General features: G+C 70.7%; 13 protein-coding genes. 5 read left to right on the forward strand and 8 right to left on the reverse strand.

Annotated features, from left to right (window positions below; all coding sequences use genetic code 11):
* Nucleotides 1–87: 87 nt before the first annotated feature.
* The 3 genes from BKA14_RS03470 to BKA14_RS03480 form a co-directional block, all read right to left on the reverse strand.
* Entirely contained in the window at nucleotides 88–501 is a 414-nt protein-coding gene (locus BKA14_RS03470) for a nitroreductase family deazaflavin-dependent oxidoreductase (protein WP_184949489.1), read from the reverse strand.
* Between the two features lie 163 nt (nucleotides 502–664).
* On the reverse strand, nucleotides 665–1,930 hold the full coding sequence (locus tag BKA14_RS03475; protein WP_184949490.1) for an Nramp family divalent metal transporter: 1,266 nt from the start codon (nucleotides 1,928–1,930) through the stop codon (nucleotides 665–667).
* 60 nt (nucleotides 1,931–1,990) lie between these two features.
* Nucleotides 1,991–2,908 (reverse strand): ferritin-like domain-containing protein, encoded by a 918-nt coding sequence (locus tag BKA14_RS03480; protein WP_203722959.1) that lies wholly within the window; start codon nucleotides 2,906–2,908, stop codon nucleotides 1,991–1,993.
* Between the two features lie 546 nt (nucleotides 2,909–3,454).
* Here BKA14_RS03480 and BKA14_RS03485 point away from each other — a divergent pair.
* Nucleotides 3,455–4,759, forward strand: coding sequence for a GlnX family signal transduction membrane protein (locus tag BKA14_RS03485; protein ID WP_239093746.1), 1,305 nt, complete (start codon nucleotides 3,455–3,457; stop codon nucleotides 4,757–4,759).
* 11 nt (nucleotides 4,760–4,770) lie between these two features.
* Entirely contained in the window at nucleotides 4,771–5,814 is a 1,044-nt protein-coding gene (gene pstS, locus BKA14_RS03490) for a phosphate ABC transporter substrate-binding protein PstS (RefSeq protein ID WP_184949492.1), read from the forward strand.
* A 53-nt stretch (nucleotides 5,815–5,867) separates the two neighbouring features.
* On the opposite strand, the gene BKA14_RS03495 is transcribed toward pstS, so the two are convergent.
* From BKA14_RS03495 to BKA14_RS03515, 5 genes are all read right to left on the reverse strand, one after another.
* A complete protein-coding gene (locus BKA14_RS03495; RefSeq protein ID WP_184949493.1) occupies nucleotides 5,868–6,908 on the reverse strand; it encodes a helix-hairpin-helix domain-containing protein in 1,041 nt (346 codons plus the stop codon).
* A 194-nt stretch (nucleotides 6,909–7,102) separates the two neighbouring features.
* Nucleotides 7,103–7,876, reverse strand: a complete 774-nt coding sequence (locus tag BKA14_RS03500) for an ABC transporter ATP-binding protein (RefSeq protein WP_184949494.1) — start codon at nucleotides 7,874–7,876, stop codon at nucleotides 7,103–7,105.
* Nucleotides 7,877–7,878: 2 nt separating this feature from the next.
* Nucleotides 7,879–8,643 carry an ABC transporter permease gene (locus BKA14_RS03505; protein ID WP_184949495.1) on the reverse strand — a complete coding sequence of 255 codons (765 nt, stop codon included), beginning with the start codon at nucleotides 8,641–8,643 and terminating at the stop codon, nucleotides 7,879–7,881.
* Complete coding sequence (locus BKA14_RS03510; protein ID WP_184949496.1) at nucleotides 8,640–9,395, reverse strand: ABC transporter permease; 756 nt, start codon at nucleotides 9,393–9,395, stop codon at nucleotides 8,640–8,642. Before BKA14_RS03510 ends, BKA14_RS03505 begins: the two co-directional genes overlap by 4 nt.
* The gene (locus BKA14_RS03515; RefSeq protein WP_260416382.1) at nucleotides 9,392–10,315 is read right to left on the reverse strand and encodes an ABC transporter substrate-binding protein; all 924 of its coding nucleotides are present in this window, start codon (nucleotides 10,313–10,315) and stop codon (nucleotides 9,392–9,394) included. Before BKA14_RS03515 ends, BKA14_RS03510 begins: the two co-directional genes overlap by 4 nt.
* Nucleotides 10,316–10,466: 151 nt before the next feature.
* On the opposite strand from BKA14_RS03515, the gene BKA14_RS03520 reads away from it, so the two are divergent.
* From BKA14_RS03520 to BKA14_RS03530, 3 genes are all read left to right on the forward strand, one after another.
* Nucleotides 10,467–11,246, forward strand: a complete 780-nt coding sequence (locus BKA14_RS03520; protein WP_184949498.1) for an IclR family transcriptional regulator domain-containing protein — start codon at nucleotides 10,467–10,469, stop codon at nucleotides 11,244–11,246.
* A 271-nt stretch (nucleotides 11,247–11,517) separates the two neighbouring features.
* On the forward strand, nucleotides 11,518–12,879 hold the full coding sequence (locus BKA14_RS03525) for a glycoside hydrolase family 10 protein (protein WP_184949499.1): 1,362 nt from the start codon (nucleotides 11,518–11,520) through the stop codon (nucleotides 12,877–12,879).
* A gap of 58 nt (nucleotides 12,880–12,937) precedes the next feature.
* Nucleotides 12,938–14,269 carry an extracellular catalytic domain type 1 short-chain-length polyhydroxyalkanoate depolymerase gene (locus BKA14_RS03530; RefSeq protein ID WP_184949500.1) on the forward strand — a complete coding sequence of 444 codons (1,332 nt, stop codon included), beginning with the start codon at nucleotides 12,938–12,940 and terminating at the stop codon, nucleotides 14,267–14,269.
* Nucleotides 14,270–14,301: the final 32 nt, after the last annotated feature.

Here is a 14,301-nt window from a genome sequence, read left to right on the forward strand (position 1 = left end):
CCGGCGCCGGAGGGCCTCGGGTGGCCCCCCGGCGCATCTCCTCAACCGGCCCGGCCCGCTTCGTTCAGCGGGCCGGCCCGTTCGTGTTCAGCCGGCCCGGGTCAGCGCCACCACCGGGATCCGCCGCGTGACCTTGGCCTGATAGTCCGCCCAGCCCGGGTCGCGGGCGACGGCCCGCGCCCACGCGGCGTCACGCTCCTCCGGCGGCAAGGCCACGGCCAGGGCCTCGTACGTCTCAGCCCCGATCTCCACCGTCACCCGCGGTTGCGCCTGCACATTGCGGAACCAGTCCGGATTGCCGGGCGCCCCGCCGGCCGAGGCGATGACCAGGATGCGCCCCGGCCCGTCGCGGAGGAACCCGAGCGGCGTGGTGTGCGGCTTACCGCTGCGTGCGCCGCGGGTCGTGAGCAGAATCAGCTCACTGTCCGCGAACATCCCGCCCACACGCCCGCCGTTGGTGCGAAACTCGTCGATGATCTGCTGATGGAAAGGGTTCGGCACGGTTGATCGCTTTCTGCTGGAGTCTCGGACGATCGGAACTCACAACAGCAGCGGCGGGCCACGGGGCCGCCGGCGGATCAAACGTCAGCCGGGTGCCCCACTCGGTAAAGGCCAGAAGCGGCCGACCCGGCAGTCACGGGAAAGACCCTAGCAAACGGGCTTCTCAGAGGAGCTGCTGGCCGAGGAGCAGCACGTTCAATCCACTGAGGACGGCCACGACGACAGTCATGCCGGCGATGGTGAGCCGGCTGTTGACATGTTCCCCCATCAAGCTCTTACGGCTGGTCAGAACGAGCAGGCCGACCAGGGCGAACGGGATGCCGAAGGACAGTACGACCTGGCTGAGTACCAGTGCCTGGGTAGGGTCGACCCCGGAGCACAGCAGCGCCACGGCCGGGGTCATGGTGACCAGCCGGCGCGCTGTCAGCGGAATGCGGGCGCGCAGGAATCCGTCCATGACCATCTGGCCGGCCGCCGTGCCGACGCTGGACGACGCGATTCCGGAGGCGAGCAGGGCCGCTGCGAAGGCCAGGGCGGCGCCGCCGCCAACCAGGCGATCGAGTCCGATGTGCACGGCGTCGAGCGTGATGGCGGGAGTGTCCGCGCCGCGGTGGAACAGCTTGGCCGCGATGGCCAGCATGCTCAGGTTGACCAGGCCGGCCAGGCTCATGGCGATGGCGATGTCCACCCGCTCGAGCCGGAGCAGCCGCCGCTTCTCGCCGGTCGTGCGGCCGGCCGCACGGCCGCACATCAGGCCGGAGTGCAGATAGATGGCGTGCGGCATGACGGTGGCGCCGATGATGCCGACCGCCAGCAGCAGGATGTTGTCCCCGCCGATGCTCGGGAGCAGCCCGGTGAGGCTTTCCGAGGCCGAGGGCGGAACGCGCACCGCCAGATAGAGGAAGCCGGCGCAGATCATGGCCAGCATGGCCCCGATCGCCAGCTCGAACGGCCGGTATCCCCGGTGCTGCAGCGACAGCACGGCGAAGGAGATGACGGCGGTGATCCCGGCAGCCAGCGGCATGGGGATGCCGAACAGCAGATAGAGCCCGATAGCGGCGCCGACGAACTCGGCCAGGTCGGTCGCCATGGCGACGATCTCGGCCTGCCCCCACATGACCCACGACCGGGGGCCCGGGAAGGTGTCCCGGAAGACGTGCGGCAGGCTGCGGCCGGTGGCCACCCCGAGCTTGGCCGACATGAACTGGATCGGCATCGCGACCAGGTTGGCCAGGACCACGACCCACACCAGCTGGTAGCCGGTGCTGGCGCCGCCGGCGAAATTGGTGGCGAAGTTGCCGGGGTCGACGTAGGCGATGGCCGCGACGAACGCCGGACCCAGTGTGGTGGCCGCCCGCAGCCGGACCGGGCGGGCGCCGGGCCGTCCCAGCGATGGAACGGCGTACGTGATCGGCTGCGTCTGCGCCATGTCGGGTGTTCCTCCGGGGCTGACGGGCCCGCCGTCGTGGCGGGCCCGGACGGCGTGGGATCAGGAGCTGGTGTTCAGGTCGCCGTTGACGCCCGCGGGATAGAAACCGCCCTTGGTGGTCTTGTTCGGGTTGAGATAGACGATGTTCAGAACCCGGTCGTAGGAGCGGCTGAAGTTGATGCCGTTCTTGTCGGTCGGGTTGATGTTGGCGTTGCGGTCGCGGACGATGCCCTGGTCCTCGTCGCCGTAACCGTCGAGCATGTTGCGCGCCGCCGACAGCTTGACGACCTGGGGCGCGAGGTCCTTCTCGAACAGCGAGGACCGGATCGTCGCGGCGTGATAGGCCTCGGCCGACAGGATGCCCGCCGCCGCCTCGAGATAGGTCTTGTTCGTGATCAGCGGGGCCGCGCCCTTGTAGGCCGTCACGCCCACGTCCTCGAACAGGAAGGCGGCCAGCAGGAAATTGTTCTCGTTGGCGTACGGGTCGAAGACGTCGTGCGGGCCGATCAGCTTGGCCGCACGGGCGGCCCAGGTGAAGCTCTCGCGGATGTTGATGGCGGGCCGGGAGACGGCGGCCGAGCCGAGCGCGCCCCGCAGGAACCTGACGTGCGCCAGTTCGTCGGCCGCGATCTCGGTGGCGTACTGCCGGATGCGGCTGGTCTTGAACGGCACCTTCTTGCCGCCGACGACGCCACCCCGGCGGCCCGTGCCCGTGGTCAGGCCGTCGGCCAGGCCGTGCCCGTGAACGGCATAGGAGTAGAACTCGGCCTCGAGGTATTCGAGGTTGAGCGCGAAGTTCAGGACGGCGCCGTCACTGGGGCCGTCGGCCTCCGCGAGGGTCTCGGTCACCTCGTCCGGCTCGGCCCGGGCCGCGCCGGAGCCCAGGGCGTTCGCCCCGACGACGCCGAGCCCGAGCGCACCGGCGCTCTGCAGGAATCGGCGCCGGTCGGTGGCGTTCTCGGAACTGCGGCTGATCATCTGTCCGACAAGTCTTTTTCCGAACACGTGGTGCTCCTAGTGCTTGTTGCGGCGCGCCCGCGAACGGCGGGCGTGAGGGGTGTCGAATTCGCCGGCTTCATCACGGCATGGCCCCGCCCCCGTAATGGCTTTCTGAGGTGAGCGAGGGCCGGCCGTGAGAACCGGTCATATGCGTGACTAGGGGTGGAAGCGGTCGCCGGCCTCGGCTCGTGCGAGACCGGATCCGGCGGGCGCAGGACCTCCGATCGTCGGCGTGGCGCTTGCACCCAGACCGAAGGTACGAGTGCCCGGATCCGCTGTCAGCCAGAACCGGAAACTCCTGATTTTCCGCTGGAAGAAAGTTCGGCAGCCCGATGTGGAGGGTGTGCCTCCGGATGCAGGTGGTGCGAACGCCGCCGGCCGAGCGCCTCGCCGCGGCGGGTGGTGCCGCACCGGAGGTTACGGCGCTCGACGCATTCATAAACCATTAAGAAAACGTCGGGTTAACGGCGGGAAATTGATATCCCGGCGACAAGAAGAATTGCCCACGTGCATTACCTTGGGGCCGTGCCCGCAGTAATGGAGGCGACCCGGTCCCTGGCCCGGCGAGCCGCCCGCCCCGAGACCCCGGCCCGGTTGCGTCTCCTGGTCACCGTCACCCTCCTCGCCGCCGCCGCCCTGCTCGTCTCCTCGTGCCTCGTCATGGCCCGGGTGCAGCAGCAGGTGCGCGTCATCGGCGACGAGGCGGCCCCGCAGGCGGCCACCGCGGCCGACCTCTACTTCGCCCTCAGCGACATGGACGCCCAGGTCGCACGGCTCGTGCTGACCTCCGGCCGGGCCGAGCTGGCGGGCAGCCGGATCGACGCGCTCGGCGCCTACCAGCAGCGCGGCCGCCAGATCGACACCGACCTGCAGCTGTCCCTGACCACGGCGACGGTCGAGGCGGAGCGCGCGATCGTGCTCGACCTGATGCACGGCCTCGGGGTCTACCGCGAACGCGTGTGGCAGGCGTTGACCGCGGGCCCGTCCGCCGCCGGCTACTACACGCAGGCCACCAACGTGCTGCACCTCGACCTGCTCCCGGCGGCGACCAGGCTGCGCGAGGCCGGCGAGGCCCGGCTCGACGAGGCGTACGGGCAGAAAAGCGCGACGCAGACGGCCGGCGTGGTCCTCATCGGGCTGCTCGGCGGCGCACTGTTCGTGCTGCTGGTGGTGCTGCAGATCTGGCTGGCCCGGCGGTTCCGCCGGATCCTGAGCCCGGCCCTGATCACGACCACCGTGCTGACCGTGCTGCTGCTCGTCCCGCTCACCTTCGTGCTGGTCGTGCAGGGACAGACGCTGGGCCGGGCGCGCGACCGGAGCCTGGTCCCGTTCCTCGACCTGTCGCAGGCGCGAGCGGTCAGCTACGACGCCGCCGCCGACACGTCGCGTTACCTGATCAGCGACGGGCTCGACTACTACCGGCAGGATTTCGACCGCAAGGCCGGCGCGCTCGAGGAGGGCGACAGCGGGCTGCCGGCCGTGGCGGGCGGTTCCGACGTCGCGCCGTTCGCGACCGAGCAGGTCGTCGAACGGTGGCGGGCGTACCGGGCCGGGCACCGGCGGATCGTGCAACTGGCCGACGCGGGGCGGGACGCCGAGGCGATCGGCGCGCTCACCGGCATCCGGCGCGGCGACGCGGCCTTCGATTTCTCCTACTACGACGCGGCCGTCGCCGGCATCACCGCCACGCGCAAGGACCGCTTCGACCGCGACCTGCGCGACGTCGAGATCCTGCTCACCGGCTGGCCGTACATCCCGGCCGGGGTGCTGGGCCTGGTGCTCCTGCTCGTGCCGCTGGCCGTCCGTAAACGCTTCGCCGAGTACCGCTGAGGGAGAGTGCCATGAAGACCCGGCTGCTCGGACTGGCCGCGCTGCTGCTGGTCGTCGCGGCGTGCGACTCGCCCAGCGCCCCCGCATCCGCCGCCATCGAGTGCGGCAAGGGCTCGATCAGCGCGCAGGGTTCCTCGGCGCAGGCCAACGCGATCAGCGCGTGGATCAAGGCCTATCAGGTCAGCTGTGTCGAGGCGACCATCGAGTACACGAGTGTGGGTTCCGGCGACGGCCGGCGCGCGTTCTTCGCGGGCACCGGGCACTTCGCGGGTTCCGACTCGCCCACGCCCGACGACGAGCAGACCCAGGCCCGCGTACGGTGCCGGGGCCCGCTGGTGCATCTGCCAATGGTGGCCGGCCCGATAGCGCTCGCCTATACGGTGGCCGGCGTCAACGATCTGCGCCTGTCCCCGGCCACGATCGCCCGTATCTTCACCGGCCGGGCCACGCGCTGGAACGATCGGGCCGTGCGGGCCGACAACCCGGGCGTGACGCTGCCGGAGACGCCGATCCGCACGGTTCACCGGGCCGGCAGTTCCGGCACGACCGAGAACTTCACCCGGTTCCTCGCCTCGACGGCCCGGGCCGACTGGGGTTCGAAGGTGAGCCCGACGTGGCCGGCGCGCGGGGGCATCGCCGCCGAGAGCAGCAACGACCTCGTCTCGGCGATCGAACGCACCGACGGCGCCATCGGATACGTGGAGGCCTCGTACGCCCGCTTCCACAACCTGCCGACCGCGGAGGTGGGCAATGCCGCCGGCCAGTTCGTCGCGGTCGGCGACGCGGCCGCGGCCCGTACGGTGGGCGGTGCGCGCGTCGTGGGCACCGAGGGGCTGCGCCTCGAGTTCGACTACCGCGTTTCCGACCCCCGCGCCTACCCCCTGGTGCTGGTCACCTACGAGATCGTCTGCCGGACCGGCACACCGGACCTGGTCAAGAGCTTCCTCTCGTACGCCTCCAGCGCCGCCGGGCAGGACACGGCGGCGGCCACGGGATATGCGCCGCTGCCGGACGAGTTGCGCGAGCGCGTGGCGCAGACAGTCGCGGCCCTGTAGACAGCGATGCCCGGCAGAGCACGGGGTCTGCCGGGCATCGGGTGTTGCGAGGGTCAGCTGCCGGCGAGCATCTTCGCCTTCTCGGGCCAGGTCGGCAGGGTCGGCGCGAGCCGCAGCCCGGCCCCGGTGACGGCGGCGCGCAGGGCGGCCACGTCGGTGTCGGCCAGCTTCTCGAACGTGGTGATGCCCGAAGCGGCCAGGGCCATCGCCATCTTGGGGCCGATGCCGGCGATCCGGGTGAGGTCGTCGGGCTCGGTCACGGCCACCGCGACCGGCGCGGGCACAGCCGCGACCTCGTCGGCCTCGCCGACACCGGGAACCGCGGCCGTGGTGTCCGCAGTGGACACGGCCGGCTCCGCCACCGCGATGGGGGCGGGCACGGCGGCGACCTCGTCGGCCGCGTCGGCGCCGGGCACGGCCGCGACCGGCTTCGGCTTGGCCGCACGGGTGCGGGCCGCCCGCGGCTTCGGGGCCGGCTTCGAGGTGGCCACCGGCGTCGGCTCGGCGGCCGGCGGGGACACGATCGTCGGCTCGGCGGTGACCGCGACGGGCTCCGGCTCGGCCGGGCGCACCGGTTCGCCGGCCGGGCGCGCCGGCTCGGAGGCGCGCTTGATCGGCTCGGTGACGGTCTCGGCCAGCGGCTCGTCGACGGCCACGGTGGCGGAGATCGGCTGCGGGGCCCGCGCCGGCTCGGCCACGACGGCGGCGGGGGCGTCCACGGCTTCGGTGACTGCCGGCTCGGAGCCGGGTTCGGTGACGACCGGCTCGGCGACGGCGACAGCGGCGGCCGGCTCGGGCTCGTGTGAGGCGGGGGCGTCGACGGCCTCGGCGACGGTGGACTTGGTGTCGGGTTCGGTGACGACGGGCTCGGCGACGGCGACAGGCGCGGCCACCGGCTCGGGCGTCACGGCCGCGTCGGCCTTCGGCTCGTCCTCGGTGGTCGGGGCCTCGGCGGCCGCGGAGGTGGCCGTCGCGCTGGTGGTGGGGGCGGGCGCGTCCGTGGCGGTGGGCTTGGGGGACCGCAGTCCGCGCACAAACCACCCGGCGACGAATCCGACGACGACCCCGGCAACAAGGGAGAGGAACGATGCCATATGAAGGGCTCCGAACAATGAGAGCTGCGGATGTAGCGCGCAGCTTTGCACATCCCCCCGTTTGCGCACCATGTGGGTGGTGCTAAGGGCCGATCGCCGGTTACCCGTGGTCATGCGACGGTCACCCGGACGTCGGTCCGCAGAGGAGCTTCACACCGGAAACGATCCGGCGCGGGAAAGGGAACTAGCGCAACCTATGCGGGCTGCGCGCGCTTGGCTCGCTGAATCTGCTCGTAGACGTGCGTGCGCAGCTCGGTGAAGCGCGGATCGGCCCGCGTGTGCAGTTGATCACGCTCGGCGGGCAGGTCCACCGTGATCTCGTCCTGCACGACAGTGGGCGACGACGACAGCATCACGACGCGTTGCCCCAGATAGACGGCCTCGTCGATGTCGTGGGTGATGAACAGGACGGTCACCCCGAGCCGCTGCCACAGCGCCCGCACGAGGTCCTCCAGGTCGGCCCGGGTCTGCGCGTCGACCGCGGCGAACGGCTCGTCCATCAGCAGCGTCGACGGCTCGTAGGCGACCGCCCGCGCGATCGCCACCCGCTGCTGCATGCCGCCGGAGAGCTGCCACGGGTACGCCGGCTCGGTGCCCGCGAGCCCCACCGCCGTGAGCGCCTCCTCGACGAGCTCGGCCCGCCGCGTACGGGGAAGCTTCTTCTGTTTCAACGGCAGCTCGACGTTGTCGCGCACGCTCATCCACGGGAACAGGCTGCGCCCGTACTCCTGGAACACCATGGCCAGGCCCGGCGGCGGCCCGCTGACCGCGCGCCCGTCCAGGCTGATCGTGCCGCCGCTGGGCTCGAGCAGGCCGGCGATGCAGCGCAGCAGGGTGGTCTTGCCGCAGCCGGACGGCCCGACCAGGCAGACCAGCTCGCCGTTGCCCACCGTGAAGCTCAGGTCGCGCAGTGCCTCGACCTCCCTTCGCCCCGGGTAGACCTTGCGGAGTCCTTGCACCTCGAGCATCGTCAACGACCTCTCACCACTGAGCGCAGACCGTGATACCACCGCAGCACCCGCCGCTCGGCCAGCCGGAACAGCAGCGACAGGACGAAGCCGAGCAGGCCGAGCAGGATGATCCCGCTCCACATCTCGGGGATCGCGAAACTGCGCTGGAACTGGACGATCGTGAAGCCGAGACCGTTGCTGGCCGCGAACATCTCGCTGATCACCATCAGGATGATCGCGATCGCCAGGGACTGCCGCAGACCCGCCACGATCTGGGGCGAGGCCGAGGGCACGATCAGCTGGCGGATGCGGGCGGCGCCGCCGATCCCGTACGCCTTGGCGGTGGCGAGTTGCACGCTGTCGACCGCGCGGACACCCTCGACCGTGTTGAGCAGCACCGGCCAGACGCAGCCGAACACGATGACGATGATCTTCATGCCGTCCCCGATGCCCGCGAACAGCATGATCACCGGTACCAGGACGGGCGGCGGGACGGCCCGGAAGAACTCGAGCACCGGTTCGAGCGTGGCCCGCAGCCCGCGGTGCAGACCGACGGCGACGCCGAGCGCGATCCCGATGACCGCCGCCAGCAGATAGCCCGCCCCGAGGCGGAGCAGGCTGGGGAACACGTCGGCGTTCAGCCGGTCGAGGGTCCAGGTCTTGCCGAACGCGCGCAGGATGTCGCTCAGCGGGGGAGCGTAGAAGTTCTCGCTGCCCGCGCTGATCAGGAACCAGCCCGCGAACAGCACGACCGGCAGACCCAGCACGTACGCGACCCTTTTCATGAGGCAACCTCCCCCCGTACGGACTGATGCCACGCCAGCGTGCGCCGCTCGAAGAGGCGGGCGGCCAGGTTGATGGCCACGCCGAGCAGGCCGGTCACCGCGATCAGGGCGTACATGTCGGGCACCGCACCCGAGGTCTGCGCGACCGCGATCATCTTGCCCAGCCCGGGCGCGCCGATCACGAGTTCGGCCGTCACGGCCAGCACCAGGGCCACCGACGCGGCCAAGCGGACGCCCGTGAAGACGTACGGGAGGGCGGTCGGCCAGAGGACGTTGCGGATGCGGGCCCAGGCGCCTAAGCGGAAACTGCGTGCGGTCTCCTCGGCGATCGGGTCCACGTCGGCCACCCCGTAGAGCACCTGTACCAGCACCTGCCAGAACGCCGCGTAGACGACCAGCAGCAGCGTCGAGCCGAGGTCGGTGCCGTAGAGCAGCACGGCCAGCGGGATCAGCGCGACCGACGGGATCGGCCGCAGGAACTCGACTGTCGACGCGGTCGCGGCCCGCAGCACCGGCACCGCGCCGATCCCGACGCCGATCACCACCCCGGCCACGACCGCGATGGCCAGGCCGATCGCCCACCCGGTCAGGGTGTCGCCGACCGCCTGCCAGAACCCGGCGGTGACCACCTCGTCGCCCAGGGCGGCCGCGATCCGGGTGGCCGGCGGCAGGTAGCCGTCGTCGACCAGCCCGAGCCGCGGCAGCGCCTCGACGAGCAGGAGCAGACCAGCCAGGCCGTAGAGGCCTTTCACGGCAGGACTTTGGCCACGTCGGGGGTCGCTCCCTCGAAAATGCCGTCCTGCCGGCCCAGCTCGGCCAGGGTCTCCACCGAGGCCTGATTGATCTCGACCGGCCACTTGGGCAGGATCAGCTCGCCGCGCGTCTTTTCGTCGATCTTGGTGTAGCTGCCGAGGACTGCGCGCACCTCGTCGGGGTGGGCGTCGGCGTACGTGAGCGACTCGTTGATCGCCTCGGTGAACCGCTTGACCAGGTCGGCGTCCTCACCGGCGAGCTTGGCCGACGTGAAGTAGGCGGCCACGGTCAGGTCGGGCGCGGCGTCGACGTAGTTGGACGCCACGAGCCGCCCGCCCGCCGCCTTGACCGCCGACAGTGCCGGCTCGACCACCCAGGACGCGTCGACCTGCCCCTCCTGGAGGGCCGCGGGCATGTTCGCGAACGGGATCTCGACAAAGGTGATGTTCTTGGGGTCGCCGCCCGCCTTGCGCACGGATTCGCGCACGGTCGTGTCGCCGATGTTCTTGAGGGTGTTGACCGAGACCTTCTTGCCGGCCAGGTCGGCCGCCGTCTTGATCGGGCTGTCCGCCTTGACCATGACGGCGCCGAAGTCCTTGCCCTGCTCGCCGGTCGACGCGACCCCGGCCGACACCGTCTTGATCGGCACGTTCTTGGTCTGCGCGATGAGCAGCGAGGTCATGTTGCTGAAGCCGAACTGGAACTGGCCGCTGACGACGCCGGGCACGATGGCCGCACCGCCCTGACCGGCCTCCATGCTGACCTCGATGTTGCGGTTGGCGAAGAACCCCTTGTCCTTGCCGAGGTAGATCGGCGCCACGTCGACGATCGGAATCACGCCGACCTTGACCTGGTCGGCACCGTCGGAGCCGGTCTCGCCGGACGAGCCGCCCGACGAACCGCAGGCCGTCGCCGCCAACAAAAGCCCTGCTGAAGCTATCCCTATGAAGACACGTCGCATTCGTAGCCTCCGGTAAGCTGTGCGCATTGCGAACGATAGTTCTCGATGTGAACGCTAGGATGTGGGCCGTGTCCGGTCAACGATCTTCATCGATTCCACAGGTTGGCCGATGAGTCCGGACCACGTCCAATCGCTGGAGCGCGGGCTCGCCGTGATCAGGGCGTTCGACGCGCGCCGCCCCGAGCTCACGCTCAGCGAGGTGGCGAAGATCTGCGACCTGACCCGGGCCGCCGCCCGCCGTTTCCTGCTCACCCTGGCCGACCTGGGTTACGTGCGCACCGACGGGCGCCTGTTCAGCCTCACGCCGCGCGTGCTCGAACTGGGCTACGCGTTCCTGTCCGGCCTGTCGCTGCCGGACGTGGCCGCGCCCCACCTGGAACGTCTGGTGTCGCAGGTGCACGAGTCCTCCTCACTGTCCATTCTGGACGGCGACGACATCGTCTACGTGGCCCGGGTGCCGACGAGCCGCATCATGGCCGTGTCGATCAATGTGGGCACCCGTTTTCCCGCGTACGCCACGTCGATGGGCCGGGTCCTGCTGGCCGCACTGCCCCCGGCCGCCCTCGACGCGTATCTGCAGCGGGTCGCACTCGATCGGTTGACCGCCCGGACGGTCGCCGCCGCCGACGCGCTGCGCGCCGAGGTGACCCGGGTTCGCGCTCAGGGTTACGCGATCGTCGACCAGGAACTCGAGGAGGGGCTGCGGGCGATCGCGGCCCCGATCCACGACCGGGCCGGGGCGGTGGCCGGCGCCGTCAACATCTCGGTGCACGCCGCACGGGCCACTGTGGACGCCATGCGCCGCCGGCTGCTGCCCCCGCTGCTCGCGGCCACGGCCGCCATCGACGCCGACTTGCGCCTCAACGGCCGCAGCGCCGCCCGCGCCTAACGTCGGCACCTCACCCCGTCCGGTCCCGTTCACATTCTCGGGCGCATGTCGCCGAAACTTTCGGCCGGACCCCGTCCGTTTGAGGGGTATTCATGTCGGTCGGGAGCGTGCCCATGGCTAATCGGAAACAACATTGGGCGTTGTGGTTTCCGGAACTTGCCGTTAACGTTTCGATCGATCCGGGTCACTTTCTGCTGTAGCGGTTCGCGGGGCTCCTCCACCGGCGCCTCCGGTCCGTGCCATCCCCCTCACAGCTCGGAAGGCACCTGCCATGAAACGTTCCCGGCACGTCCTCGCCGGTTCCCTGGGCCTGCTCGTCGCGGCCGGCGCGGTGAGCGTCGCCTCCACCGCGAACGCGGCCACCACGCTCGGCGCGTCCGCGGCCGCCTCGGGCCGCTATTTCGGCACGGCCGTCGCGGCGTACAAGCTCAGCGACTCCACGTACTCGGGCATCCTGAACCGGGAGTTCAACTCGGTCACGCCCGAGAACGAGATGAAGTGGGACGCCACCGAGCCGACGCAAGGCCAGTTCAGCTACGGCTCGGCCGACCAGATCGTGGCCCGGGCCAAGAGCATCGGGGCCAAGGTGCGCGGGCACGCCCTGGCCTGGCATTCGCAGCAGCCCGGCTGGGCCCAGAATCTGAGCGGCACCGCGCTGCGCAACGCCATGCTCAACCACGTCACCCAGGTCGCGACCCACTACAAGGGCCAGATCGACTCGTGGGACGTGGTCAACGAAGCGTTCGCCGACGGTGGCTCGGGCGCCCGCCGCGACTCCAACCTGCAGCGCACCGGCAACGACTGGATCGAGGCCGCGTTCCGGGCCGCGCGGGCCGCCGACCCGGCCGCCAAGCTCTGCTACAACGACTACAACACCGACGGGCAGAACGCGAAGAGCAACGCGGTCTACGCGATGGTGCAGGACTTCAAGGCGCGCGGCGTCCCGATCGACTGCGTCGGCTTCCAGTCCCACTTCAACGCGCAGTCCCCGCTGCCCTCGGACTATCAGGCCAACCTGCAGCGGTTCGCCAACCTCGGCGTCGACGTGCAGATCACCGAGCTCGACATCGAGGGTTCCGGCACCGCGCAGGCCAATTCGTTCGCCGCCGCGACCCGTGCCTGCCTGGCGGTGACGCGCTGCAACGGCATCACCGTGTGGGGCATCCGTGACTCGGACTCGTGGCGGGCCAGCGGCACCCCGCTGCTCTTCGACGGCTCGGGCAACAAGAAAGCGGCGTACACGGCCGTTCTCGACGCCCTGAACAGCGGGACCACCACGCCGCCGCCGACCACGCCGCCCACCACCACCCCGCCGACGACCCCGCCGACGACGCCACCCACCACGCCGCCGACCGGTTCGGGCTGCACCTCGACGATCTCGTTGAACCAGTGGAACGGCGGTTTCGTGGCCACGGTCAGGGTCACCGCGGGCGCGTCGAGCCTCAGCGGCTGGACCGTCAACGTCACCCTGCCCGCCGGCGCGGCCGTCACCAACAGCTGGAACGCGCAGGCCAGCGGCACCAGTTTCAGCAACGTGGCGTACAACGGCTCGGTCAACGCCGGCGCCAGCACCGAGTTCGGCTTCCAGGGCACGGGCACCGGCCCCTCGTCGGCCATCTGCACGGCCCGCTGATCGGCCCGGCCGCGGGCGCTTTCCACCGGGCGCCCGCGGCCTTCCCAAGGAGATCGCCATGAGGATTCTCTGGCGGGCCGTGGTCGCCGTGCTGGCGGCCGCCGGTCTCGCGCTGTCCGTTCCCGCCCTGCCCGCCCAGGCCGCGTCGCTGCAAGAGGTGACGGGCTTCGGCACCAACCCGACCAACCTCCGGATGCACCTGTACGTCCCGGACCGGCTCGCCGCGAACCCGGGGCTGCTGGTCGCCGTGCACTACTGCACGGGCACCGGTCCGGCCTTCTATTCCGGTACGGAGTTCGCGTCGCTCGCCGACCAGTACGGCTTCATCGTCGTCTACCCGTCGGCCACCCGCTCCGGCCAGTGCTTCGACGTGTCCACGCCGGGCGCGCTGACCCACAACAGCACCAGCGACCCGGCCGGCATCGTGTCGATGGTCCGCTACGTGCAGCAGCGGTACGGCACCGACGTGAACCGCACGTTCGTCACCGGGGCGTCCTCGGGCGCGATGATGACCAACGTCCTGCTCGGCGACTACCCGGACGTGTTCGCGGCCGGGTCGGCGTTCTCGGGTGTGCCGTTCGGCTGCTTCGCCACCACCGACGGCTCGCTGTGGAACAGTGCCTGCGCCAACGGCCAGGTGACGAGGACGCCGCAGGCCTGGGGTGATCTGGTCCGGACGGCCTACCCCGGCTACACCGGCCGGCGGCCGCGTATGCAGGTCATGCACGGGGTCAACGACACCACGCTGCGGTATCCGAACTTCGGTGAGGAGATCAAGCAGTGGACGAACGTGCTCGGTGTCTCGCAGACCCCGTCGTTCACCGACACACCGCAGAGCGGCTGGACCCGTACCCGCTACGGCAGTTCCGCCGTGCAGGCGCCGGTCGAGGGCATCAGCGTGGCCGGGGCCGGACACAACCTGCCGCTCGCGGGCATGGCCCGGCTGGCCATCGCGTTCTTCGGCCTCGACGGCTCGACCACCCCGCCGCCCACCACACCTCCGCCCACCACGCCGCCCCCGACCACACCTCCGCCCACCACGCCCCCGCCGACCACGCCTCCGCCCGCTGGCGGCGCGTGCCGGGTGACCACGACGGTCAACGCCTGGAACAGCGGGCTGACCGCGCAGCTGACGGTGGTCAACACCGGCAGCACGGCGATCAACGGCTGGAGCCTCGGCTTCACCCTGGCCGCCGGGCAGACGATCACGTCGGGCTGGAACGCCACCTACGCGCCCACGTCCGGCGCGGTCACGGCCCGCAACGCGAGTTACAACGGCACGATCGCGGCCGGCTCCTCGGTCTCGATCGGCTTCCAGGCCAACCACACCGGGAACAATGCCGCGCCGACCGGCTTCACGCTCAACGGCGCGACATGTTCCACGACCTGACCGGACGCCCGGTGTCGGGCTGATCCGGCGCC

The sequence above is a fragment of the Paractinoplanes abujensis genome, from assembly GCF_014204895.1.
Classification (GTDB): Bacteria; Actinomycetota; Actinomycetes; order Mycobacteriales; family Micromonosporaceae; genus Actinoplanes; species Actinoplanes abujensis.

Bases quoted from the DNA above. Each gene is read 5' to 3' on its own strand.
- BKA14_RS03480 (WP_203722959.1), bottom strand. From the start codon at position 2,908: ATGATCAGCCGCAGTTCCGAGAACGCCACCGACCGGCGCCGATTCCTG.
- BKA14_RS03495 (WP_184949493.1), bottom strand. From the start codon at position 6,908: ATGGCATCGTTCCTCTCCCTTGTTGCCGGGGTCGTCGTCGGATTCGTC.
- BKA14_RS03500 (WP_184949494.1), bottom strand. From the start codon at position 7,876: ATGCTCGAGGTGCAAGGACTCCGCAAGGTCTACCCGGGGCGAAGGGAG.
- pstS (WP_184949492.1), top strand. From the start codon at position 4,771: ATGAAGACCCGGCTGCTCGGACTGGCCGCGCTGCTGCTGGTCGTCGCG.
- BKA14_RS03505 (WP_184949495.1), bottom strand. From the start codon at position 8,643: ATGAAAAGGGTCGCGTACGTGCTGGGTCTGCCGGTCGTGCTGTTCGCG.
- BKA14_RS03530 (WP_184949500.1), top strand. From the start codon at position 12,938: ATGAGGATTCTCTGGCGGGCCGTGGTCGCCGTGCTGGCGGCCGCCGGT.
- BKA14_RS03475 (WP_184949490.1), bottom strand. From the start codon at position 1,930: ATGGCGCAGACGCAGCCGATCACGTACGCCGTTCCATCGCTGGGACGG.
- BKA14_RS03520 (WP_184949498.1), top strand. From the start codon at position 10,467: ATGAGTCCGGACCACGTCCAATCGCTGGAGCGCGGGCTCGCCGTGATC.
- BKA14_RS03525 (WP_184949499.1), top strand. From the start codon at position 11,518: ATGAAACGTTCCCGGCACGTCCTCGCCGGTTCCCTGGGCCTGCTCGTC.